This is a genomic window from Muricoccus nepalensis, assembly GCF_006438825.1.
Taxonomy (GTDB): Bacteria; Pseudomonadota; Alphaproteobacteria; order Acetobacterales; family Acetobacteraceae; genus Roseomonas; species Roseomonas nepalensis.
This window is the reverse complement of sequence record NZ_RCZP01000031.1, coordinates 22,514-45,920: the sequence shown is the minus strand read 5'-3', so window position 1 is coordinate 45,920 and position 23,407 is coordinate 22,514. Positions and strand designations below refer to the sequence as shown.

Below are 23,407 nucleotides of genomic sequence, written 5' to 3'. Positions count from 1 at the left end.
GACCGGCCGCAACGGCCGGCTGTTCCTCCCGTTCCACCCTCTCACGCGGAAGGAACGGTTCCCATGATGATGCGCTGGACGATTGGCCTGGCCGTGGTGTTCGTCCTCCTCGCGATCCTCGCGCGGGTGCTGCAGTTCGGCTTCTCGCTGGCTCTTCTCGCGGTGGCCGGGGTGGCGCTCGTGGTCGCGATCGTCAGCGGGATCGCGGCCAAGGCGGGGTCTGGCGGGCCGCCGGACCGGATGGCCTGAGACGGCACGGCTACTCCGCGCGAATTCCCGCCTCGCGCACGAGCGTCGCCATGGCCTCGCGCCCCTCGCGCACAAAGCGCGCGAACTCGGCCGGGGACGAGCCGACGGGAAGGGCCACGATCTGCTCCAGCCGCGCCCGCACCTCCGCATCGGCCAGCGCCCCGGCCACGGCGGCGTGCAATCGCTCCGCCACGGGGAGCGGCGTGCCGGCGGGGGCGAAGAGGGCGCACCACTCGGCGATGGTCAGGCCGGGGATGCCCGCCTCCGCGAAGGTCGGGACCGCCGGGCGGGACGGGAGCCTCGCGTCCGTCGCCACGGCCAGCAGGCGCGCGCGGCCGGAATCGGCGATCGGCCCGGCGGACAGCGCGGTGATGAAGGCCCCGTCCAGCACGCCCGCCGCGAGGTCCCGCGCGGCATCTGCCCCACCGCGATAGGGCGCGTGGGTCAGCTCGATCCCGGCTAGGCGCTGCAGCTGCGCGAGGGCGAGGTGCCCGGCGGTCGCGTTCCCCTGGGTGCCGATGTTGAGCGCGCCGGGCCGGGCCTTCGCCAGCACGACGAACTCCGCCACGCTCCTAGCCGGGCTGTCGGCCTTGACGGCCAGCACCTGCGGGAAGGTGGTGGCCAGGGTCACCGGCAGGAAGGCGGTGGTGTAGTCGAAGGAGAGGCCCTTCAGCAGGCTCGGGTTGACGATGTGCGAGGAGGCGTCCCAGAGCAGCGTGTGCCCGTCCGGCGCGGCCTGGGCGACGGCGGCGCCCCCGTTCGAGCCGCTGCCGCCCGTGCGGTTCTCCACCACCACGGAGACGCCCAGCCGCTCCCCCATCTTCGGGGCGAGGACGCGCGCCGCGCTGTCCGCCGCCCCGCCGGCCGCGAAGGCCACGATCAGCCGGATCGGCCGGCTGGGAAAGGCGGCCTGTGCCCGGGCCCGGCCCGGCAGCGACAGGGCCGCTGCTCCCCCCGCGAGTGCGCGACGACCAATCATCCGGGCCTCCCCAAGCTGCTTGCCGCGGATGGAGGCCGCGCCGGCCGGCGCCGTCAAGTCCGGGGACGGCGCGGCACCGTCCGCGGCACCCTTGCCCCCGCCCGCCGGCGCGCGCTTGATGCGCCCGGACAGAGACCCTGCCACTCGGAGCCCTGAATGCGCGTCAGCGTCGTGCAGATGAACCCCGGCGCCGACAAGGCCGCCAACATCGCCCAGGCGGAGCGCCTGTCCACCGCCGCCATCGAGGCCGACCGGCCGGACATCGTCGCCCTGCCCGAGATCTGGACCTGCCTCGGTGGGGACCGGGCCACCAAGCTGGCCGCGGCCGAGCTCCTGCCCGAGCCCGGCTCCAACGCCCGGGGCGGGGAGGCCTACGAGGCGCTGCGGGCCATGGCGGTCGCCAACCGGATCCACGTCCACGGCGGCAGCATCGGCGAGCGGGTGGGCGACCGGCTGCGGAACACCAGCCTGCTCTTCGCGCCCGACGGGCGGGAGGTGGCGCGCTACAGCAAGCTCCACCTCTTCGACATCACGGCGCCGGACGGCACCGGGTACCGGGAGAGCAGCACCTACGACGCGGGCAGCGCGGTGGTCACGGCGCGGGCGGGCGACACCGCCTGCGGCCTCGCCATCTGCTACGACGTCCGCTTCCCCGAGCTCTTCCTCTCGCTCCGCCAGGCCGGGGCCGAACTGATCTTCCTGCCCGCGGCCTTCACCCTCCAGACCGGCAAGGATCATTGGGAGGTCCTCGTCCGCGCGCGCGCCATCGAGACGCAGTGCTGGATCGCCGCGCCCGCCACCTGGGGCCAGCACATGGAGCCCAAGGGCCCGCGCCACACCTTCGGGCACTCGCTCATCTGCGATCCCTGGGGCCACGTGGTCGCCAAGTGCTCGGACGGCACCGGCTGGGCCACGGCGCGGATCGACCCGGCGATCACGGCCCGCGTCCGCGCGGACATGCCCGTGCTGGAGCACCGCCGCCTTCCCCTGGACCACCGACCGGCCGCGCCGACGGCATGACGGCGGCCCTTCTCGGCGGCGCCCCCGACCCCGACGCGCCGCGCGAGCTGCCCGCGGATCTCGGCGGCCGCATCGCCTTCCACTCGGCCGCGACGCCCGAGGGAGCCGCGGCCCATCAACGCCTCGCGGCGCTCTACGGGGACTGCCCGATCGAGGACGCGGCGGTCGTGGTCGCGCTGGGCGGCGACGGCGCCATGCTGGAGACCCAGCACCGCTTCCTCGGCCGCAACCTGCCCGTCTACGGCATGAATCGCGGCAGCGTGGGCTTCCTGATGAATCCCTACCGGGAGGACAGCCTGCCGGAGAGGCTTCGCGCGGCCCAGGCCGCCCTCCTGCAGCCCCTGCGGATGCGCACCACGAACGCCGAGGGCCTGGTGGAGGAGGCGCTCGCCATCAACGAGGTCTCGCTCCTCAGGGAGACGCGGCAGGCCGCCAAGATCCGCATCCTCGTGGACGGGAAGGTGCGGCTGCCCGAGCTGATCTGCGACGGCATCCTCGTGGCGACGCCGGCGGGCAGCACGGCCTACAACCTCTCGGCCCACGGCCCGATCATCCCGCTCGGCGCCAACCTCCTGGCGATGACGCCGATCTCCGCCTTCCGCCCGCGACGCTGGCGCGGCGCCCTGCTGCCCGGCAACGCCTCCGTCGCCTTCGAGATCCTGGAGACGGAGAAGCGCCCCGTCGCCGCGGTCGCGGACTACACCGAGGTGCGCGACGTGCGGCGGGTGGAGATCTGCGAGACCACCACCCACCGCCTCACGATGCTCTTCGACCCCGACCACGGCCTGCCGGAGCGCATCCTGGCCGAGCAGTTCACGGTCTGAGGACGGGCCGGCCGTGCCCGTCCCCGGCCGGCTCAGGCGGCGTGGCGCAGACGGGTCACCAGCGCGCCGATCTCCGAGCGCAGGGCCTCCCCGCTCGCGGCCATCTCGTCGCTGGTCCGCTGCAGGCCGGACACCGCCCGGCGCGAGTCGTCGGTGGCGGTCGCGATCTCCCCCATCGTCCGGTCCGCCGCCGCGGCGCCCTGCGCCGCGCCCGCCACGCTGCGCGCGATCTCCTGCGTCGCGGCGTGCTGCTGCTCGATGGCGGTCGCGATGCTCCCGGCGATGCCGGACAGCGTGTCGATCGTGCCGCCGATGCCCTGGATCGCCTCCACCGCCGCCGTGGTCGAGGCCTGCATGCCCGCGATCTGCGCCCCGATCTCCTCCGTCGCCTTGGAGGTCTGGGTGGCGAGGCTCTTCACCTCGCTCGCGACCACCGCGAAGCCGCGCCCGGCCTCGCCCGCCCGCGCCGCCTCGATCGTCGCGTTGAGGGCGAGGAGGTTCGTCTGCCCGGCGATGTCGTTGATCAGCCGGACCACGTCGCCGATGCGCGCCGCGCCCTCGGCCAGGCCGCGCACGGTGGCGTCCGTCGCGCGCGCCTGCGTCACCGCCTTCGCCGCGACCGCCGCCGCCTCCGAAACCTGCCGGGCGATCTCCTGCACGGAGGCGGCCATCTCCTCCGCCGCCGCGGCGACCGTGCCGGTGCTCTGCGCGGTCTCGCGGGCGCTGACCGTCCCGGCCTCCGCGCGCTGGGCCGTGCTCGCCGCGAGCTCCGTCAGCGCGGCCGCGCCGTCGCGCACCGCCGCCGCGGAAGCCTGGACGCGCTGCGCAATGCTCTCCAGGCCCTGCTGCACGTTCTCGGCGAGGTCCATCGTCGCCTGGCGCTCCCGGGCCGCGGCCTGCTCGTGGCGCGCGGCCGCCTCGGCCTCCACCTCGCGCGCCCGCCCGAGGACGTTCTGCATGGCCGAGACCGCGCGGGCGAGCACCCCGATCTGGTCGCGCCGCGTGCTGGCGGCGACCGTGTGCGCGTCGACCGTCGTGTTGCCGTCGGCCACGCCCTGCACGGCCGAGGCCAGGCGCCCGATGGGCCGCAGCGAGGCGCCGATCAGCAGCCACATGGCCAGCCCGCCCAGCACGACCGCGCCCCCGCCGATGATGCCGGCGCGAAGCCGCATCCCGGCCAGGGCCTCGTCGATCTGGGCGAGGGTCGCCCCGTGGGCGATCATGCCCAGCACCCGCCCCTGGGCGTCCTTCAGCGGGATGAAGCGGGAGATCCGGGGCACGCCGTCGAGCTTGAACCGGACCACGACCGGCTCGCCGCGGCGCAGCACCCCCTCGACCACCGCCGGCTCGGTCACCTTCGTGTTGAGGACGCGCGGCGCCATGACGCCGCTGACCGCGACGCGCACGTCGTGGTGCATGATGGCCGCCGAGTTGCCGCTGGCCCGCTCCAGCAGCTCCACGCCCTCGCTCCAGCCGTTCAGGCGCTGCGGCCCGGCGTAGAGGCCGTCCGCGCGCTCCTCGAGCGGGCCGAGCTCCTTGATCCGCTCGACCAGCATGTTCAGCCGGGACTGCACGCCGAGCAGGAGCTGCTCGGTGAGCTCCGACTCGGCCTTCTGGAGGAGCAGCCAGTTGCTGCTGCCGAGGGACAGGGCGAGCAGCAGGAGCGCCCCCCCGATGAGGCGCGCGTTGAGCGGCACGCGGTCGAAAAGGCGGAACGAGGGTCTGCGCATCGGAATGTCCCGGGAGCCGTGGGGAGCCGATCCTGACGCGGAATGGTGAAATCTTCGTTCCTTGGGGCGGAAAGGCGGGCCGGCCGACTCCCGGTCAGCCGAGGAAGCCGTCCAGCGCCTCCAGCACCTCCCCGGGGGCCTCCTCGGCGAGGTAGTGGCCGCTGTTCACCGGATGGCCCTCGATCGTCCCGTCCGCGAAGTCGCGCCAGATCTTCAGGGGCTCGTACCAGGTGCCGATCCGGCCCTTGGCGCCCCAGAGCACGAGAAGGGGGCAGCGCACCCGCTCGCCGGCCGCGCGGGAGGCTCGGTCGTGGTCGAGGTCGATGCCCGCGGCCGCGCGGTAGTCCTCGCAGATCGACTCCACGGTTCCCTCGAGCCGCAGCGCCGCCAGGTAGTCGGCCCGCGCCTCCGGGTGGAAGAAGCCGTCGTCCTTCGGCTCGCGCGAGGTCTGCAGCCGGAACCAGTCCTCCACGTCCCGCCGGATCATCCGCTCCGGCAGCGGGTGCTTCTGGGCGAGGAAGAACCAGTGCCAGTAGCCCATGGCGAAGGCCATGTCGGTGCGCTCGAAATGCGCGAGCGTGGGCACGATGTCCATGACGCAGAGCCGGTCCACCAGGGCCGCGTGGTCGAGCGCCAGGCGATGGGCCACCCGCGCGCCGCGGTCATGCGCGACCACGCCGAAGCGCCGGTGCCCGAGGCCCTCCATCAGCGCCGCCAGGTCCGCCGCCATGGCGCGCTTGGAGAAGGCCGCGCTGTCCGGCGAGAGCGCGGGCTTGCCGCTGAAGCCGTAGCCCCGGAGGTCCGGGCAGACCACCGTGAAGCGCCGCGCCAGCACCGGCGCCACGCGGTGCCACATCGCGTGGGTCTGCGGGTTCCCGTGCAGCAGGAGCAGCGGCGGGCCGTCGCCGCCGCGCCGGAGGCGGACCGGAACCCCGTTCGCCTCCCGGGTCTCGAGCGTGAAGCCCTCGAAGATCATGCCGCCTCCCACGCGGCCGCCGGGCCCGCCCCCTGGCGGGCGCCGGGCGGCCGGCGCGCATCCTGCCCCGGCCGGGACCGCGCGTCAGCCCGTTCCCCCCGCCGTCAATCCGTGCCATCGCTCCCGCCCCAGCGCCGCCGAGGCCGCGAACCACCAGGAAGGGAAAGGATCCCGCCGTGAGCCTCCGCCCCATGTCGCCCCGCCTCGCGCGCCGCCGCGCGCTGGCGCTGCCGGCCCTCCTCCTGGCGCCAGCGCCCGCCCGCCCGGCCCTGGCGCAACCCACCTGGTCCCCCGCCCGGCCCGTGACGCTGGTCGTGCCCTACCCGGCGGGCGGGCCGACCGACGTCCTCGCGCGGCTGGTGGCGGCGGAGATGGCGAAGGACCTGAACGCCCCCGTGATCGTGGAGAACATCGCGGGCGGCGCCGGCGCCATCGGCACGCGGCGGGTGGCCACCGGCGCGGCGGACGGCACCTCCATCATGCTCGCCTCCAACCAGACCCACGCCACCAACATCTCCCTCCTGCCGGACGGCGGCGGCTACGACCCGGTGCGGGACTTCGCGCCGATCGCGGGGCTGGCCGACCTCCAGCACATCCTCGTGGTGCGGCCGGACGTCCCGGCCGAGACCGTCGCGCAGCTGCTGGCGCTGGCGCGCGCCCAGCCGGGCAAGCTCACCTGCGCCTCGACGGGACAGGGCTCCGCCTCCCACCTCACCCTCGAGCTCTTCCGCGCGAAGACGGGCGTGGACATGGTGCACGTGCCCTACCGCGGCTCCTCGCCGATGCTGAACGACCTGCTCGGCGGGCATGTCCAGCTCTCCTTCGCCACGGCGCCGACGGTCCTCACCCAGGTCCAGTCGGGCAAGCTGCGCGCCCTGGCGGTCGCCTCGCCGAACCGCTCCCCGCACCTTCCCGCGCTGCCCACCCTGGCGGAGGCCGGGGTGCCGGGCGTGGAGGCGGACGCGTGGTTCGGGCTCTTCGCCCCCGCCGCGGTGCCGGCGCCCGCGCTCGCCAGGCTGCGCGAGGTGACCCTCGCCGCCATGGCGCGCGAGCCCGTCCGGGTCCGGACGACCGAGGTGGGCATGACCGTCAACGTCCGCCCGGCCGACGCCATGGCCGCCTTCCTGCGGGAGGACATCGCCCGCTGGGCCGAGGTCATCCGCACTGCCAACGTAAAGCCGGAGTAAGGGGCGCGCTGGCGCCGTGCGCGCCCTCGTGACGGGCGCCGCGGGCTTCCTGGGCGCCCACATCGCCGCGGCCCTCGCGGCCGACCCGCGGGTCGAGGCGGTGACGGGGCTCGACCGCGTCGCGCCCGCCGACGCGGCCGGCACGCGCTTTATCGCCGCGGACATCGGCGCGATCGAGCGGGTGGCGCCGGCGGCGGACCTCGTCGTCCACGCCGCCGCCCTGACGAGCCAGGCCAGCGAGGCCGATCCCGCGGCCGCGTGCCGGATCAACCAGGAGGGCACCCGCGCCGTGCTGCGCTGGGCGGCCGCGCAGCCCGCGCCGCCGCGGATCCTCCTTCTCTCCAGCATCGCCGTCCTCGGCGCGGGGGAGGCGGTGGCCCGGGAAGACGCGGCGCCCGCGCCGCGCTCCGTCTACGGCGCGACGAAGCTCGCCGCCGAGCGGCTCCTGCAGGACGCGGCGCGGCAGGACGGCGCCGACGCCGTGGTCCTGCGCCTTCCCGTCACCCTCGTCCGCACGGCCGCGCGGACGGCCCCGCCCGGCGCGGGCTTCCTTTCCGACCTCATCGACGCGGCCCTTCGCGGCCGGCCCTTCGCCGCGCCCCTGCCGCCGGCGCACGCGATTCCTGTGGCCTCGCTGCGGGCGGTCACGGGCCTCGTCCTGCGCGCCGCGCTGGGCACGGTGCCGGCCCGCCTCCTCCACGTTCCCTCGCTCGCCGGCTCCGCCGCCGCCGCGCTCGAGGTGCTGGCCGGGATGGGGATCGACGGCCGCGGGATCACCTGCCGGCCCGACCACCGCGTCGCGCGCTTGGTGGAAGGATGGCCGGCGCGCCTCGGCACGCTGCACCCGGCCTTCTCGGAGGACTTGGCCGACGAGGGATTGGAGCCGATCATCCGCGCCCACGCGGCGCGCCTCTCCGCCTGAACCGCCGGACACAGCAACGCCGCCGGCCCCTTGCGGAACCGACGGCGCCGGAGCGGCGCGAGCGGGAGGAGCCTAGCGGCCGCGCGTCCGCGCCTTGCGCGCCGCGTAGCGCCGGTCGCGCTCGGCCTTCGCCTCGATGAGCGCGAGCCGCGCCTGCTCCGCGGCCTCGGCCGCCTGGCGTGCCAGATCGGCCTGGCGGGCCTCCTCCTCGGCGATCAGGCGCAGGCGCTCCGCCTCCTGGCGCGCCTTCTCCTCCTCCTTCAGCCGCCGCCGCTCCGCCTCGCGGATCTCCCGCGCCTCGATGATCCGCCGGCGCTCCTCCTGCCGGGCGAGCATGGTCGGGTCATCCGCGGCGGGGCGCGCCTTGAAGCGCTCCAGCAAGGCCTTCTTGGCCTCCGTGGAATTCTTGCTGCGGTCGCTGAACTCTGTGCCCTTGAGGGTTCGCATCGTTGCTCTCTGCTGTGGGATCCCGCCGCGGGGATCGGGCCGGTCAACCGGGCCGGAGGGGCCGCATCGCGGAATGCGCGTCAGGTGGCATCGCCCGGGCAAAAAAGAAAGCCCGTAACGGCGGCATGCAGCCATGCCGCATGGGGACCGGGGGGCGCGCTATCAACAAGGACGTTGCCCGCCTAGGCCCGGGGGAGGGGCGAAAAAGAAGGCCGCCGATCCAGAGACCGGCGGCCAAGTCATACAGGGAGGCTTCACGTCTGGGAGACGCGGGGTCCAAGGGACCCGTTCGGATCAACCACCGAACAGGCAAAGGCTAGCCCCGTCTGTAACAGCCTCGCCGCGCCAAGTTGGGCGACCCGCCATGCGGTGGCGGTATGGCACGCCGCTACATCCCCGCGAGTTCGGCCACCAGGAAGTCGCGGAAGACGGCCACGCGCTTCGAGTTCCGCATCTCCTCGGGGTAGACGAAGAAGGCCTCAATCTTGGGCGTCTTGAGCTCGGTGAGGACGGGGACGAGCTCGGCGAGGTCCTCGCCCATGTAGTCCGGCAGGGCCGCGAGGCCGAGGCCCGAGCGGACGGCGCGGAGCATCGCCGTCAGCGAATTCACCTCCACCACGGCCCGCCGGGGCGATCCCGGGCGCCGCCCGGCCTCGGCCAGCCAGTTGATGTCGTCCACCGGCGGCCGGTAGTCGCCGTAGATGATCAGCCGATGGGCATCCAGGTCCTCCGCCCGCGCCGGCATTCCGGCGCCGCGGAGATAGTCCGGGGAGCCCACCACCTTCCAGCCGAAAGTCGCGATGTGCCGCTGGATGAGGTCCGGCTGGCGGGGCGGGTGCATGCGAATGGCGAGGTCGGCCTCCCGCATCGCGAGGTCCAGCTCCGTGTCGTCCAGCAGCAGGGTGACGGTGACCTCGGGGTGCAGCTTGAGGAACTTCTCCAGCCGGGGCGCGAGCCAGGTGGAGCCGAAGCCCGTCGTCGTCGTCACCTTCAGCCGCCCGGCGGCGCGCTCCCGGCTCTCGGTCAGCAGGGCCTCGGTCATGGCCAGCTTGGCGAAGACCTCGCGCACCGTCTTGTTCAGCGTCTCGCCCTGCTCCGTCAGGATCAGGCCGCGGGCGTGGCGGTGGAAGAGCGGCACCGCCAGGCTCTCCTCCAGCGCCTGGATCTGGCGGGACACCGCGGACTGGCTGAGGTTCAGCGTGTCCCCGGCATGGGTGAAGGAACCCGCCTCCGCCACCGCGTGGAAGACGCGCAGCTTGTCCCAGTCCAGCGGCATCAGGCGTCCACCGCGTCGTAGGCGGCGGGGGAGGGGGCGTCGTCGGGGATGTGGGCGAGCCACTTCTCGGCGTCGAGCGCGGCCATGCAGCCGCTGCCCGCAGCCGTCACGGCCTGGCGGTAGATCCGGTCCTGCACGTCGCCGGCGGCGAAGACGCCGGGCACGCTCGTCCGCGCCGAGCCCTTCTCCGTCACGATGTAGCCGTCCTCGTCCGTCTCGATCTGGCCGCGGAAGAGGGCGGTGGCGGGGTCGTGGCCGATGGCGACGAACATGCCGTGGACCGGCAGCTCGAAGTGCCCGCCGCCGACGATGTCCTTTAGCTTGAGCGCCCGCAGCGCGGGGAAGCGGTCCTCGTTTGCCAGCGCCGCCTCCACGGTGGTGTTCCACATCACGGAGATCTTCGGGTGCTTGAACAGCCGCTCCTGCATGATCCGCTCGGCCCGCAGGCTGTCGCGCCGGTGGATGAGCGTCACCTTGGAGGCGAGGCCGGCGAGGTAGAGCGCCTCCTCCACCGCCGAGTTCCCGCCGCCGATCACCGCCACCTCCTTGCCGCGGAAGAAGAAGCCGTCGCAGGTGGCGCAGGCCGAGACGCCGAAGCCCGACAGCTCCTTCTCGCCGGGAATGCCGAGCCAGCGCGCCTGGGCGCCGGTCGCGATCACCAGCGCGGACGCCTCGTAGAGGTCGCCCGAGTCGCCCTTGGCGCGGAAGGGCCGCGCGCCGAGCGCCACCTCCGTCACCACGTCCTGGATGATCCGCGTGCCGACATGCTCCGCCTGGGCCCGCATCTGGTCCATCAGCCAGGGACCCTGCACCGCGGCCGCGAAGCCCGGGTAGTTCTCGACATCCGTCGTGATGGTGAGCTGCCCGCCGGGCTGCAGCCCGGCGACGAGAATCGGCTCCAGCCCGGCGCGGGCCGCGTAGATGGCCGCGGTGTAGCCCGCGGGGCCGGCGCCAAGGATGAGGAGTCGCGTGCGGTGGGTCTCGGCCACGTCAATGTCCCGGATGCAATGCAGAGTCGCGGCCGCACCATATCGGTGCCCGACCCGGGTTGCACCACCCCAAGACGGAGTGCCCTTGAAGCCTGCCCCCCGGACGGAGGATAGTCCGCCCCCGTGAAGCGCGCGGGCCACAGGGTTCCCCAAGGCGGCCCGGGGAACCGCGTTCCAGCAGAAGCCGGCGACGGCCCGAGAGAAGCAACGCCCTTGAGAGATCTCGGCCCCGCCAGCCTCGACGCGACCGACCGCGACATCCTGCGCGAGCTGCAGGCCGATGGCCGCATGACCAACGTCGCCCTCGCCGCCCGCGTCGGCCTCTCCGCGCCCCCCTGCCTCCGCCGCGTCCGTCGCCTGGAGGACACGGGCGTCATCCGCGGCTACCACGCGGACGTGGAGCCGGCCGCGCTGGGCTGGGAGATCACCTTCTTCGCGGTGGTGGGCCTCGAGAGCCAGAAGCTTCCCGTGCTGGAGGCCTTCGAGGCCATGGTGCGCGACTGGCCGGAGGTGCGGGAGTGCCACATGATCCGGGGCGGGGGGGACTTCCTGCTGCGCCTCGTCGCCCGCAGCCCCGCGCACGAGAACGAGCTGACGAACCGCCTGACCGGCGCGCCCACCGTCAGCCTGGTGCGCACTCTCCAGACCATCCGCACCTCCAAGGACGAGGCCGGGGTTCCCGTGGAGGGCTGAGCCGGGCGCTACCCCCGGCGGACGACGTAGTCCCCGGCTTCCAGCGCCGACACGATCGCGGCGCCCTGGACGGAGTCCCGCACCTCGACCATCAGCTCCAGCTCGGCCGTCTGCACGGAGGGTGAGGCGAAGAGGCGCTGGTGGCTCACCTCGATGATGTTGCCGCCCGCCGCCGCCACGCGCGCGGAGATGTCGGCCAGGACCCCGGGACGGTCGGGAATCTCGAGATGGAGGCGCAGGAAGCGCCCGTCCCGCAGGAGGTTCCGCAGCAGCACGTTGGCGAGGATGCGCGGGTCGATGTTGCCCCCGCAGACCGTGGTGGCCACGCGCTTGCCGGCAAAGAGGGCCGGGAAGGCGAGGATCGCGGCCAGCCCGGCCGCCCCGGCACCCTCGGCTGTCACCTTTGCGTTCTCGGCGAGCACGGCGATGGCCTGCTCTACCGTGGCCTCGGGCACGACCAGGACCTCGACGCCCATGTCGCGCAGCATGGCGAAGGGCAGCTCGCCGACGTCGCGCACCGCGATGCCCTCGCAGACCGTCGGCCCGCCCACGGAGACCGGCTGCCCCGCCAGGCGCTGCGCCATGGCCGGGTAGCCCTGCACCTCCACGCCGTAGACCTTGAGGCCCGGCCGCGCCTCCGCGACGGCGGCCGCGCAGCCCGCCAGCAGCCCGCCCCCGCCCACCGGCAGGATCAGCGCGTCGAGCTCGCCCGCGTCCTCCAGGATCTCGAGGGCCATGGTGCCCTGGCCGGCGATCACCGCGGGGTCGTCGTAGGGGTGGACGAAGACCAGCCCGTCCCGCAGCGCCAGCTCGTGCGCGTGGGCCGCGGCCTCGGCCAGCGTCTCCCCGTGCAGGACCACGTTGGCGCCCCAGCCCTCGGTCCGCACGACCTTCGTCGCGGGCGTGAAGCGCGGCATGACGATGGTGGCGGAGACGCCGCGGAGCGCCGCGTGGCGAGCCACGGCCTGGGCGTGGTTGCCGGCGGACATGGCGATGACCCCCGCCGCCCGCTCCCGCGCGGAGAGCAGGGCCAGCCGGTTGGCCGCGCCGCGCTCCTTGAAGGCGCCCGTCGCCTGGAGGTTGTCGAGCTTGAGGAGCACCTCGGCCCCCGCGATCCGGCGGATCGCCTGCGGCTCCACGAGCGGCGTGCGCAGCACCGCGCCGCGGATCCGCTCGGCCGCGGCGCGCACGTCGGCCAGCGTCACGGCCGCGGGCCGGAGGTCGGACGGCGCCAGGGCACCGGGCGCGGGCGCGCTCGCGGCGGCCGGGGAGGGGGCGGCCGCGCGGGCGAGGGGCATGGCGCGACCCTCAGCCGTAGGAGACGGCGGTGATCTCGACGGAACGGGCGCCGCCCGGCGCCGGCACCTCGACGCTGTCGCCGACCTTGCGCCCGATGAGCGCCTTGGCGAGGGGGGAGGAGATGGAGATCGAGCCGTTCTTCATGTCGGCCTCGTAGGCGCCGATGATCCGGTAGGTCTTCTCGTCCTCCGTCTCCTCGTCGACGATCGTCACCCGGGCCCCGAAGCGCACCTGGTCGCCGGAGAGCCGCGAGACGTCGATCACCTCGACCGAGGGGATGACGGATTCGAGGTCCGCGATCCGGCCCTCGATGAAGGACTGCTTCTCGCGGGCCGCGTGGTACTCGGCGTTCTCCGAGAGGTCGCCGTGCGCGCGGGCCTCGGCGATCGCGCGGATCACCGCCGGCCGCTCCTCGGCCCGCAGGATACGGAGCTCATCCTCGAGGCGCGCAAGCCCTTCGGCGGTCATCGGGAACTTCTGCACGGGCGGTAATCCCCCCATTGGCGACACGGACTCAAGGAAGCCGCCCGGTGCCCCCGCGAAGGGGCATCGGATGGCCGGAGATGCCACCGCCGCGCGTCCCCGGGATGGTTCCAGGGGATGCACGGCGGGGTGAAACGCTTTGGGGCGGGCGCCGGCCTGGCCGGTCCCGCCCCATTCGGTCGGGGCCCGGAAGCCCGTTACGAGAACGAAGGTCGAAAATACGCCTGCAACGGCGCCACATCAAGGGTTCCCGCCCGGAGCGCCGCGATGGCGTGCACCGCCGCCCGGGCGCCGGCCACCGTGGTGTAGTGCGGCACGCCCTGGGTGAGGGCCCCGCGGCGGATGTCGAAGCTGTCGCTGACCGAGCGGCCGCCGTGGGTCGTGTTGATCACCAGCTGGATGTCCCCGGACTTGATGGCGTCCACGCAGTGGGGCCGTCCCTCCAGCACCTTGTTCACCACCCGCACCGCCAGGCCGGCCTCGCGCAGGCGGACCGCGGTGCCGCGCGTGGCCAGCAGGTCGAAGCCCATCTCCGACAGGCGGCGGGCGAGGGAGACCGCGTGGGCCTTGTCGGCGTCCTTGACCGAGACGAAGGCCGTGCCCCCCTCCGGCAGCTTCACGCCCGCGCCCATCTGGGACTTGAGGAAGGCGCGCTCGAAGGAGAGGTCGAGGCCCATAACCTCGCCGGTGGACTTCATCTCCGGCCCGAGCAGGACGTCAACGCCTGGGAAGCGGTTGAAGGGGAAAACCGCCTCCTTCACCGCGACGTGGCGGGAGATGGTGGTGTCGTCGAGGTTGAACTCGGCCAGCTTCGCCCCCGCCATCACCCGCGCGCCGATCTTGGCCACGGGGATGCCGGTCGCCTTGGCGACGAAGGGCACGGTGCGGGAGGCGCGCGGGTTGACCTCGAGGACGAAGATCTCCCCGTCCTTCACCGCGTACTGCACGTTCATCAGCCCGCGCACCTTCAGCGCCCGCGCCATGGCCTCCGTCTCGGCCTTCAGCTCCGTGATGATGGCGGGCGGCAGGGAGTAGGGCGGGAGCGAGCAGGCGCTGTCGCCCGAATGGATGCCGGCCTCCTCGATGTGCTCCATCACCCCCGCGACATAGACCTCGCCCGCGCTGTCCGCGATGCAGTCCACGTCCACCTCGATCGCGTCCTGCAGGTACTGGTCGATAAGGATGGGATTCTCGCCGGAGACCTTCACCGCCTCCTTGCCGAAGCGGAGAAGCTGCTCGTGGTTGTGCGCGATCTCCATCGCCCGGCCGCCGAGGACGTAGGAGGGGCGCACGACGACGGGGTAGCCGATCCGCTCGGCCTCCCCCACGGCCTCGTCGAGGTTCCGCGCGATGCCGTTCTGCGGCTGCTTGAGGCCGAGGCCCTTCAGCAGCTGCTGGAAGCGCTCGCGGTCCTCGGCGATGTCGATCGCCTCCGCGCTGGTCCCCAGGATGGGGATGCCCGCCCGGTCGAGCGCCTGGGACAGCTTGAGCGGCGTCTGCCCGCCGTACTGGACGATGCAGCCGAGCAGCGTGCCCCGCTCCTGCTCCTTTCGGATGAGGGCGACGACATCCTCCTCCGTCAGCGGCTCGAAGTAGAGGCGGTCGGAGGTGTCGTAGTCGGTGGAGACGGTCTCGGGGTTGCAGTTCACCATGATCGTCTCAAACCCGGCCTCGCGCAGGGCGTAGGCCGCGTGGACGCAGCAGTAGTCGAACTCGATGCCCTGCCCGATGCGGTTCGGCCCGCCGCCGAGGATGACCACCTTCGTCCGGTCGGTCGGGTCGCTCTCGCAGACCGGGGCGCCGAAGCCGCCCTCGTAGGTGGAGTACATGTAGGGCGTGCCCGAGGCGAACTCGGCCGCGCAGGTGTCGATGCGCTTGTAGACGGGCTTCACCCCGAGCCGCGTCCGCCGTGCCTCCACCTCCGGCTCGTGCAGGCCGGCGAGCTTCGCCAGGCGCTTGTCGGAGAAGCCGAGCGCCTTGAGCCGGCGCATCCCGTTCGCGTCCGCCGGCAGTCCGTCGCGGATGACCCCGGCCTCCGCGGCCACGATCTTCTCGACCTCGCGCAGGAACCAGGGGTCGAACTTGCAGGCGGCGTGGATCTCGTCGACGCCGAGCCCGGCGCGGAAGGCCTGGGCCACCGTCAGGATGCGGTCGGGCGTGGGCGTCGCGAGGGCCGCGATATGGGCCTCGGGCGAGCCGTCGCCGGGGACCGGCAGCTCGTCCAGCCCGGAGAAGCCCGTCTCGAGGCTGCGCAGGCCCTTCTGCAGCGCCTCGGGGAAGGATCGCCCGATCGCCATCGCCTCGCCCACCGACTTCATGGCAGTGGTCAGGGTGTTGGGCGTGCCCGGGAACTTCTCGAAGGTGAAGCGGGGGATCTTCACGACGACGTAGTCGATCGTCGGCTCGAAGGCCGCCGGGGTCGTGCCGGTGATGTCGTTCGCGAGCTCGTCCAGCGTGTAGCCGACCGCCAGCTTCGCCGCGACCTTGGCAATCGGAAAGCCCGTGGCCTTGGAGGCCAGCGCCGAGGAGCGCGACACCCGCGGGTTCATCTCGATGACGACCATGCGGCCGTCGGCGGGGTTGATGCCGAACTGCACGTTCGACCCGCCGGTGTCGACGCCGATCTCGCGCAGGCACGCGATGCTCGCGTCGCGCATCCGCTGGTATTCCTTGTCCGTCAGCGTCAGCGCGGGCGCGATGGTCACGGAATCGCCGGTGTGGACGCCCATCGGGTCGAGGTTCTCGATGGAGCAGACGATGATGCAATTGTCCGCGCTGTCGCGGACCACCTCCATCTCGAACTCCTTCCAGCCGAGCACGCTCTCCTCGATCAGCACCTCGGTGGTCATGGAGGCGTCGAGGCCCGAGGCCACGATCTGCTCGAACTCCTCGCGGTTGTAGGCGATGCCGCCGCCCGTGCCGCCGAGGGTGAAGGAGGGGCGGATCACGCAGGGCAGCTTCACCATGTCGAGCCCCTCCCAGGCCTCGGCCATGGTGTGGGCGATGTGGCTGCGCGGGCTCTCGATGCCGATCTTGGTCATGGCGTCGCGGAACTTCAGCCGGTCCTCGGCCTTGTCGATCACCTCCGCCTTGGCGCCGATCAGCTCGCAGCCATACCTTGCCAGCGCGCCGGAGGCATCGAGCTTGAGCGCGGTGTTCAGCGCGGTCTGCCCGCCCATGGTCGGCAGGATGGCGTCCGGGCGCTCCTTCGCGATGATCTTCTCGACCATCTCGGGCGTGATCGGCTCGACATAGGTCGCATCCGCCAGCTCCGGGTCGGTCATGATGGTCGCGGGATTGGAGTTCACCAGGATCACCCGGTAGCCCTCGGCGCGCAGCGCCTTGCAGGCCTGGGCACCGGAATAGTCGAACTCGCAGGCCTGCCCGATGATGATCGGCCCGGCGCCGATGATCATGATGGACTTGATGTCGGTGCGCTTCGGCATGGCTCAGGCCCTCCGGGGCGGGAAAAGGATCGGGGACGGGGCGCCCAGGGCGCCGAGATGGGCGCCGGGACCGGCGGGCGGGCGCGTCATCGCGCGCGCCCAAGGAATGGCTTGAGGAGGAGGAACAGCAGCAGGTGCACCCCGGCCCAGAGGGCGGCGGCCACCGCGCGGCCGGTCTCGAACCCCTCGCCGGAGAAGAAGACGACGCCGCCCAGCGCCACGAAGGAGATGGCGACGCCGCCCGTCCAGGCGCGGTCCCGCGGCTGGCCGACGCGGGTGAGCGTCCACCAGGCCAGCAGCGAGAGCGGCAGCGCGAGGAACAGCAGCCGAATCACGCGGCATCCTCCGTCGCGGCGGGCGGCACGTTCAGCCCGCCGCCATCATCCCGGTGAAGCGGTGGAAGAGGTGGTGGCTGTCGCTCGGCCCGGGCGAGGCCTCCGGGTGGTACTGCACGGAGAAGGCCCGCTTCGCCTCGCAGGCGATGCCCTCGTTCGAGCCGTCGAAGAGGCTCACATGCGTGACGCGCACCCCCTCGGGCAGGGACTTGTCGTCCACCGCGAAGCCGTGGTTCTGCGAGGTAATCTCCACCCGCCCCGTTGCGAGGTCCTTCACCGGCTGGTTCGCCCCGCGGTGCCCGCGGTCGAGCTTGTAGGTCTTCGCGCCGAGCGCGAGCGCCAGGAGCTGGTGGCCGAGGCAGATGCCGAAGACCGGCTTGCCTGCCTCCAGCACCCCCTGGATCGCCGGCACGGCGTACTCGCCCGTCGCCGCGGGGTCGCCGGGGCCGTTGCTCAGGAAGACGCCATCCGGCGAGTGGCGCAGGATTTCCTCCGCGGTGGCGGTCGCCGGCACCACCACCACCTCGCAGCCGGCATCGGCCAGGCAGCGCAGGATGTTGCGCTTCGCCCCGTAGTCGACCGCGACCACCTTGTGCTTCGGCGCCGTCTGCTTGCCGTAGCCCTGGCCCCAGGCCCAAAGGCTCTCGTCCCAGGAATAGGACTGGCGGCAGGAAACCTCGCGCGCGAGGTCCATTCCCTCGAGCCCCGGCCAGCCCGCCGCCTCCGCCCGGAGCGCCGCCAGGTCGAAGACGCCGTCCGGCGCGTGGCAGATCACCCCGTTCGGGGGGCCGCCGTCGCGGATGAGGACCGTCAGCGCCCGTGTGTCCACGCCCGAGATGCCCGGCAGGCCGTTGCTCTTCAGCCAGTCGTCGAGGTGGCGGGTCGCGCGGTAGTTGGAGGGCTCGGTGAGGTCCGCCTTCACCACAAGGCCGAGGGCGGCCGCCGTGGTCGTCTCCACGTCCTCGGGGTTGGCGCCGACATTGCCGATATGGGGGAAGGTGAAGGTGATGATCTGCCCGGCGTAGGACGGGTCGGTCAGCGTCTCCTGGTAGCCGGTCATGCCCGTGTTGAAGCAGACCTCCCCCACGCGCTTGCCGGCGGCGCCGAAGCCGTGCCCCCAGAACACCGCGCCGCTGCCGAGGACGAGGCAGGCCGTCGCGCCCTCCGGCACCGCGTCGGCCGTCTGGTTCGGGGCAGGGGTCATGACGGGCTCCTGGGGCGGGGTGGTTGTCGGGTCAGCATCGGCGCGTGGCAGATCGTCCAGCGCAAGCCCCGTCGCCGCCAGCACGGCCGGCCAGTGCCGCGGCGGGATGGCGCGTGCCTGGCGCCATTTCCGGATAGCTTCCGTGCCAACGCCGCAATGCGCTGCCGCAGCGCTGGCGCCGCCCATGAGGCTCAGGATCTGCTCGACCGTTCGCATACCCAGGGATATGTGGGAAACCACTTCCCAATGGAAGGGGAAAACGGCGGGCCGGATGGGAAACCACTTCCCAGTGGTCCCTGCTTCCTCATTCCCGGGCAGACGCGCGCGCCGATCCCCTCTAAACCGCGGCCGCGAGACCAAGGAGACCCATGATGAGCCTGCGCGCCCGCTTCACCGAGGAGATGAAGGCCTCCATGCGCGCCGGGGACGCCGCCCGCACCTCGGCCATCCGCATGATCATGGCCAAGCTGAAGGACGCCGACATCGCCGCCCGCCCCTCAGGCGTGGACGCCATCCCGGACGAGGCCATCACCTCCCTTCTCCGCGGCATGGTGAAGTCCCGGCGGGAGTCGGTGGAGATGTACCGCCAGGGCAATCGGGAGGAGCTCGCCGCCAAGGAGGAGGCCGAGATCGCCGTCATCGAGTCCTTCCTGCCCCAGCAGATGGACGACGCCGCCATGGAGGCCGCGGTCCGCGAGGCGGTCGCCGAGACCGGTGCTGCCTCCGTTAAGGAGATGGGCAAGGTGATGGCGGCGCTGAAGGCAAAGCACGCCGCGGTGCTCGACATGGGCAAGGCCGGGCCGATGGTGAAGGCGGCGCTCGGCGGCTGAGACCGCTACAGCCCGGGCCGGCGAAAAGGTAGAAGGGGGACAGGATGGCCCTTCCCCCGAACTTCCTCGACGAACTCCGCGCCCGCACGCCCCTCGCGCCCCTCATCGGCCGCCGGGTCCGGCTCGCCCGCAACGGCCGCCAGTGGAAGGGCTGCTGCCCGTTTCACAACGAGAAGACTCCCTCTTTCTACGTCTACGACGACCACTACCACTGCTTTGGCTGCGGCCAGCACGGCGACGCCATCGGCTTCACCATGCAGACCGAGGGCCTGGCCTTCCGCGAGGCCGTCGAGCGCCTAGCCGGGGAGGCGGGCCTCGAGGTCCCTCGCGAAAGCCCGCGGCAGGTGGCGAAGGAGGCACGGGCCCGCGACCTGCACGACGTCCTGCAAGTCGCCTGCGAGGCCATGCAGCGCCGCCTGCGGGCGCCCGAGGGGCGGGCCGCGCTCGACTACCTCCGGGGGCGCGGCCTGACGGAGGAAACCATCGCCCGCTTCGGCCTTGGCTGGTCGGGCGCCGGCCGCGGGGCGCTCGCCGCCGACCTCAAGCCGCTGGGGATCGAGCCGCGCCAGCTCGCCGAGGCCGGGCTGACCAAGCCGGCGGAGGGGCGGGAAGGGGCCTACAACGACTTCTTCTACAACCGCGTCATGTTCCCCATCCGCGACCGCCGCGGGCGGATCGTCTCCTTCGGGGGGCGCATCCTGGGGGAGGGGCAGCCGAAATACCTTAACGGCCCCGAGACCGACGTCTTCTCCAAGCGGCGGACCCTCTACGGCCTCGACATGGCGCGGGAGGCCGTCTTCCGCGGCAAGGCCCGCCTCGTCGTGGCCGAGGGCTACATGGACGTCATCGCCCTCCACCAGGCGGGTTTCGAGGGCGCCGTCGCCCCCCTCGGCACCGCGCTGACGGCCGAGCAGATGGAGGAGGTCTGGCGCATCACGCCCGAGCCAGTGCTCTGCCTCGACGGCGATGCCGCCGGCCGGCGCGCGGCGGCCCGGACCAGCGAGATGGTCCTGCCCCTCATCGGCACCGAGCGCACGCTGCACTTCGCGACGCTCCCCCAGGGCCAGGATCCCGACGACCTCATCGCCAAGAAGGGCGCCCCGGCCTTCGAGGCCGTTCTCGCCTCGGCCAAGCCCCTCTCGGTCGCCATCTACGACCTCATGGCGGAGGGCCGGCCGCTCGGCACGCCGGAGGGCCGCGCCGCCTTCCGCAACGACCTGGCCGCCGCGGCCGGGCGCATCCCCGACAAATCCCTCGCTTCCGAGTACCGCAGCGCCCTCCTCAACCGCTTCTTCGAGAGCAGCCGCCCGCCGCGTCCACCCCGCCCGCCCTTCACCCCCGGCGCCCGCAAGGGCGCCCCGTTCCGGCCGCCGCCCCGCCTGCCGCCCCGCGCCGCGCCCGAGGCCGGGAACACGCGTCTGCAGCAGGCCCGCTGCCTCCTGGCCATCACCCTCGCCCATCCCTGGCTGCTGAACGAGGTCGAGGAGGCCTTCGCCCTGCTCGAGCTTCCCCACGGCCCGCCTTCGGCCCTCCAGGCCGCGCTCCTGGCGTGGCACGCGGGCCGCGCCCTCACGGATGTGTCAGAAGGTGCGGCAGCGTCGCTTGACTCCGCCGATTTGGTTGACCACTTGAACGCGACCGGCCTGGAGGAGGCCCGGGCCTGGGTCATGGGCGCGCCCGGCCTCCCGCGGGAGGCGAGCCCCGATGCCCAGCCCGCGGAGACCCTCGACGGCTGGTGGCACTTCTTCGGCTTCCTTCGAGGCGAGGGCGCGCTGGTCGAGGATCTGGACGCGGCGGGGCGGGACCTGGTGGCAGCGAACGACGCCGCCGCCCAATCCCGCGTCATCCGCCTCAGCCAGGCCCTCTCCGCGCTCCGCCGCGGCGAGACGGGGTTGGAGGCGGAGCTGGAGAGCGGAGCCGAGAGCGCCTCTCCATAGAGTAGAGACCTTTTTCGACCCCCCGGCGGCGGCCGCACCCGCTTCCCGGAGGGTTCACCCGTGGCGGGAGAAGAGCATGGCGACCAAGGTGGCGAACGGCACGGAGACGACGGATCACCGCGACGAGGCGGTCGAGGGCGTCATGCAGGACAGCCTCGTGGCATCGATCAAGAAGATGCTCGCGAAGGGCAAGGAGCGCGGCTACGTCACCTACGACGAGCTGAACGCCGCCCTTCCACAGGAGCATTTCACCTCCGAGCAGATCGAGGACACCATGGCCAGCCTCTCGGAGATGGGGATTAACCTCGTCGAGGCCGAGGAGAGCGTTGACGAGGAGGCCGACAAGAAGCCCGTCGCCAAGGCGGAAGGCGAGGAAGGCGAGGAGGACGCCGAGAAGAAGGCGGACGACGAGGAGTCCGGCGGCAACGTCGACGAGGAGTCCCTCGGCCGCACCGACGACCCCGTCCGCATGTACCTCCGCGAGATGGGCAGCGTGGAGCTGCTCTCGCGCGAGGGTGAGATCGCCATCGCCAAGCGGATCGAGGCCGGCCGCGACATGATGATCGGCGGGCTCTGCGAGAGCCCGCTCACCTTCCGCGCCATCGTCGGCTGGCACGAGGCCGTGCGCGACGGGAAGATGCTGCTGCGCGACGTCATCGACCTCGAGGCCACCAACAACGCCGACATGCCCGACGGCCCGCCGCCCGAGGCCGAGGAGTTCGAGGAAGGCGAGGAGGGCGAGGGTGTCGGCCTCTCCCTATCCGCCCTCGAGGAGAAGCTGAAGCCCGAGGCGCTCGCCGCCTTCGAGGCCATCGAGGCCGGCTACGCCAAGCTCGAGAAGATGTCCGTCAAGCGGATGGACACCTACACCTCTGGCGGCGAGCTCGCCGGCCGCTCGGAGAAGTCCTACGAGAAGCAGCGCCTCGAGATCGTGGCGCTCGTGCAGAAGGTGCACCTGCACAACAACCGGATCGAGGAGCTGGTCGACCAGATCAAGGGCCTCTACCGCCGCCTCGTCGGCCTTGAGGGCCAAGTGCTGCGCCTCGCCGAGAGCCACAAGGTCAAGCGCGCCGAGTTCCTCGAGCACTGGGCCGGGGCCGAGATGGACCCCGCTTGGTTCGACCGCATCGCCAAGCTGAAGGGCAAGGGCTGGCAGGCCTTCCTTGCCCACTCGCGCGACGACGCCGAGAACATCCGCAACGAGATCGGCAAGGTCGCCGCCCTCACCGGCCTGCCGGTGGGCGAGTACAAGCGCGTCTACGCGACCGTCTCCCGCGGCGAGCGCGACATGACGCAGGCGAAGAAGGAGATGATCGAGGCCAACCTCCGCCTCGTGATCTCCATCGCCAAGAAGTACACGAACCGCGGCCTGCAGTTCCTGGACCTCATCCAGGAGGGCAACATCGGCCTGATGAAGGCGGTCGACAAGTTCGAGTACCGCCGCGGCTACAAGTTCTCGACCTACGCCACCTGGTGGATCCGCCAGGCGATCACGCGCTCCATCGCGGACCAGGCGCGAACGATCCGCATCCCCGTGCACATGATCGAGACGATCAACAAGCTGGTGCGCACCAGCCGCCAGATGCTGCACGAGATCGGCCGCGAGCCGCAGCCGGAGGAGCTGGCCGAGAAGCTCGGCATGCCGCTGGAGAAGGTCCGCAAGGTCCTCAAGATCGCCAAGGAGCCGATCTCCCTCGAGACGCCGATCGGCGACGAGGAGGACAGCCATCTCGGCGACTTCATCGAGGACAAGGCGGCCATCATCCCGCTCGACGCCGCGATCCAGTCCAACCTGCGCGAGGCGACGACGCGCGTGCTCTCCTCCCTCACCCCGCGCGAGGAACGGGTCCTGCGGATGCGCTTCGGCATCGGTATGAACACCGACCACACGCTGGAGGAGGTCGGGCAGCAGTTCAACGTGACGCGCGAGCGCATCCGGCAGATCGAGGCGAAGGCGCTGCGCAAGCTCAAGCACCCGACCCGCAGCCGCAAGCTGCGCTCCTTCCTCGACAACTAAGACCCCGGGAATGCCCACGACCCCCGTCCAGGTCGAGGTCACCTTCCTCCGCATGGAGCGCCCGCCGGCCGACCCGCCGGCGGCGCTTCCGCCCGGGGTCGCCGTGCTGCCGGTGCCCCGCTGCACCGTCGGCTTCTACCGCTACCTCTACGACGGCGTCGGCCGCGACCATTGCTGGTGGCTCCGCCGCACGCTGCCGGACTCGCGCATCGCGGCCATCCTGCGGGACCCCGCCACCTCCATTCAGGTGCTCTACCGCGACGGCGAGCCCGCGGGCTTCCACGAGATCGAGCGGCGCTGGGACGGGACGACCAACCTGTCCTATTTCGGCCTCATGCCCCACGCGATCGGCCAGGGCCTAGGGCGCGCCTTCTTACGCCACGCGATCGATGTCGCCTGGTCCGGGCCCTGCTCCCTGCTGACGGTCAACACCTGCACGGCCGACCATCCCCGCGCGCTGCCGAACTATATCGCCGCCGGCTTCCGCGTGATCCGCCGGGTGCGGGAGGAATGGCCGGTGCCGGACAACCTCGGCCTCCGCCTGCCGCAGCGGGCGGGATAGCA

The 23,407-nt window shown here is 72.5% G+C and carries 21 protein-coding genes; 10 read left to right on the top strand and 11 right to left on the bottom strand.

Going from position 1 to position 23,407, the window contains the following annotated elements:
* The first annotated feature begins 63 nt into the window (after nt 1-63).
* Entirely contained in the window at nt 64-249 is a 186-nt protein-coding gene (locus EAH89_RS22550) for a hypothetical protein (protein ID WP_140885961.1), read from the top strand.
* Between the two features lie 10 nt (nt 250-259).
* On the opposite strand, the gene EAH89_RS22545 is transcribed toward EAH89_RS22550, so the two are convergent.
* Nucleotides 260-1,228: a Bug family tripartite tricarboxylate transporter substrate binding protein gene (locus EAH89_RS22545; protein WP_140885960.1), complete on the bottom strand. Its 969-nt coding sequence runs from the start codon at nt 1,226-1,228 to the stop codon at nt 260-262.
* Between the two features lie 156 nt (nt 1,229-1,384).
* Between EAH89_RS22545 and EAH89_RS22540 the strand changes: the two genes are divergently transcribed.
* Both EAH89_RS22540 and EAH89_RS22535 read left to right on the top strand, forming a co-directional pair.
* A complete protein-coding gene (locus EAH89_RS22540; protein WP_140885959.1) occupies nt 1,385-2,248 on the top strand; it encodes a carbon-nitrogen hydrolase family protein in 864 nt (287 codons plus the stop codon).
* The gene (locus EAH89_RS22535; RefSeq protein ID WP_140885958.1) at nt 2,245-3,072 is read left to right on the top strand and encodes an NAD kinase; all 828 of its coding nucleotides are present in this window, start codon (nt 2,245-2,247) and stop codon (nt 3,070-3,072) included. Before EAH89_RS22540 ends, EAH89_RS22535 begins: the two co-directional genes overlap by 4 nt.
* 32 nt (nt 3,073-3,104) lie before the next feature.
* Here the strand turns inward: EAH89_RS22535 and EAH89_RS22530 are convergent, their stop codons facing one another.
* Together EAH89_RS22530 and EAH89_RS22525 are read right to left on the bottom strand one after the other, a co-directional pair.
* Nucleotides 3,105-4,802 (bottom strand): methyl-accepting chemotaxis protein, encoded by a 1,698-nt coding sequence (locus EAH89_RS22530; RefSeq protein ID WP_140885957.1) that lies wholly within the window; start codon nt 4,800-4,802, stop codon nt 3,105-3,107.
* A 94-nt stretch (nt 4,803-4,896) separates the two neighbouring features.
* Entirely contained in the window at nt 4,897-5,778 is an 882-nt protein-coding gene (locus EAH89_RS22525) for an alpha/beta fold hydrolase (protein WP_140885956.1), read from the bottom strand.
* Nucleotides 5,779-5,954: 176 nt separating this feature from the next.
* On the opposite strand from EAH89_RS22525, the gene EAH89_RS22520 reads away from it, so the two are divergent.
* Complete coding sequence (locus EAH89_RS22520) at nt 5,955-6,965, top strand: Bug family tripartite tricarboxylate transporter substrate binding protein (protein ID WP_140885955.1); 1,011 nt, start codon at nt 5,955-5,957, stop codon at nt 6,963-6,965.
* 16 nt (nt 6,966-6,981) lie between these two features.
* Entirely contained in the window at nt 6,982-7,887 is a 906-nt protein-coding gene (locus tag EAH89_RS22515; RefSeq protein WP_140885954.1) for an NAD-dependent epimerase/dehydratase family protein, read from the top strand.
* A 72-nt stretch (nt 7,888-7,959) separates the two neighbouring features.
* Here EAH89_RS22515 and EAH89_RS22510 read toward each other — a convergent pair whose 3' ends face one another.
* The 3 genes from EAH89_RS22510 to trxB all read right to left on the bottom strand — a co-directional run bounded on the left by EAH89_RS22510 (nt 7,960) and on the right by trxB (nt 10,599).
* Nucleotides 7,960-8,334: a DUF6481 family protein gene (locus EAH89_RS22510; RefSeq protein WP_140885953.1), complete on the bottom strand. Its 375-nt coding sequence runs from the start codon at nt 8,332-8,334 to the stop codon at nt 7,960-7,962.
* Between the two features lie 388 nt (nt 8,335-8,722).
* Nucleotides 8,723-9,610 (bottom strand): LysR family transcriptional regulator, encoded by an 888-nt coding sequence (locus EAH89_RS22505; RefSeq protein ID WP_194152358.1) that lies wholly within the window; start codon nt 9,608-9,610, stop codon nt 8,723-8,725.
* Nucleotides 9,610-10,599, bottom strand: coding sequence for a thioredoxin-disulfide reductase (gene trxB, locus EAH89_RS22500; protein ID WP_140885952.1), 990 nt, complete (start codon nt 10,597-10,599; stop codon nt 9,610-9,612). Before trxB ends, EAH89_RS22505 begins: the two co-directional genes overlap by 1 nt.
* A 213-nt stretch (nt 10,600-10,812) precedes the next feature.
* Between trxB and EAH89_RS22495 the strand changes: the two genes are divergently transcribed.
* Nucleotides 10,813-11,292 (top strand): Lrp/AsnC family transcriptional regulator, encoded by a 480-nt coding sequence (locus EAH89_RS22495; RefSeq protein WP_241667155.1) that lies wholly within the window; start codon nt 10,813-10,815, stop codon nt 11,290-11,292.
* An 8-nt stretch (nt 11,293-11,300) separates the two neighbouring features.
* Here EAH89_RS22495 and EAH89_RS22490 read toward each other — a convergent pair whose 3' ends face one another.
* The 5 genes from EAH89_RS22490 to carA all read right to left on the bottom strand — a co-directional run bounded on the left by EAH89_RS22490 (nt 11,301) and on the right by carA (nt 18,275).
* Complete coding sequence (locus tag EAH89_RS22490; protein WP_140885951.1) at nt 11,301-12,590, bottom strand: threonine ammonia-lyase; 1,290 nt, start codon at nt 12,588-12,590, stop codon at nt 11,301-11,303.
* A 10-nt stretch (nt 12,591-12,600) separates the two neighbouring features.
* Nucleotides 12,601-13,074, bottom strand: coding sequence for a transcription elongation factor GreA (gene greA / locus EAH89_RS22485; protein ID WP_140885950.1), 474 nt, complete (start codon nt 13,072-13,074; stop codon nt 12,601-12,603).
* 197 nt (nt 13,075-13,271) lie between these two features.
* On the bottom strand, nt 13,272-16,520 hold the full coding sequence (gene carB / locus EAH89_RS22480) for a carbamoyl-phosphate synthase large subunit (RefSeq protein WP_140885949.1): 3,249 nt from the start codon (nt 16,518-16,520) through the stop codon (nt 13,272-13,274).
* A gap of 86 nt (nt 16,521-16,606) precedes the next feature.
* The gene (locus EAH89_RS22475) at nt 16,607-16,855 is read right to left on the bottom strand and encodes a hypothetical protein (protein ID WP_140885948.1); all 249 of its coding nucleotides are present in this window, start codon (nt 16,853-16,855) and stop codon (nt 16,607-16,609) included.
* 31 nt (nt 16,856-16,886) lie between these two features.
* Complete coding sequence (gene carA / locus EAH89_RS22470) at nt 16,887-18,275, bottom strand: glutamine-hydrolyzing carbamoyl-phosphate synthase small subunit (RefSeq protein WP_140885947.1); 1,389 nt, start codon at nt 18,273-18,275, stop codon at nt 16,887-16,889.
* 155 nt (nt 18,276-18,430) lie between these two features.
* Between carA and EAH89_RS22465 the strand changes: the two genes are divergently transcribed.
* The 4 genes from EAH89_RS22465 (at nt 18,431) to EAH89_RS22450 (ending at nt 23,405) form a co-directional block, all read left to right on the top strand.
* Nucleotides 18,431-18,889, top strand: a complete 459-nt coding sequence (locus tag EAH89_RS22465) for a GatB/YqeY domain-containing protein (RefSeq protein WP_194152357.1) — start codon at nt 18,431-18,433, stop codon at nt 18,887-18,889.
* A 44-nt stretch (nt 18,890-18,933) separates the two neighbouring features.
* Complete coding sequence (gene dnaG / locus EAH89_RS22460; RefSeq protein WP_140885945.1) at nt 18,934-20,826, top strand: DNA primase; 1,893 nt, start codon at nt 18,934-18,936, stop codon at nt 20,824-20,826.
* 76 nt (nt 20,827-20,902) lie between these two features.
* Nucleotides 20,903-22,843, top strand: coding sequence for an RNA polymerase sigma factor RpoD (gene rpoD, locus EAH89_RS22455; RefSeq protein WP_140885944.1), 1,941 nt, complete (start codon nt 20,903-20,905; stop codon nt 22,841-22,843).
* Between the two features lie 10 nt (nt 22,844-22,853).
* The gene (locus tag EAH89_RS22450) at nt 22,854-23,405 is read left to right on the top strand and encodes a GNAT family N-acetyltransferase (protein ID WP_140885943.1); all 552 of its coding nucleotides are present in this window, start codon (nt 22,854-22,856) and stop codon (nt 23,403-23,405) included.
* Nucleotides 23,406-23,407: the final 2 nt, after the last annotated feature.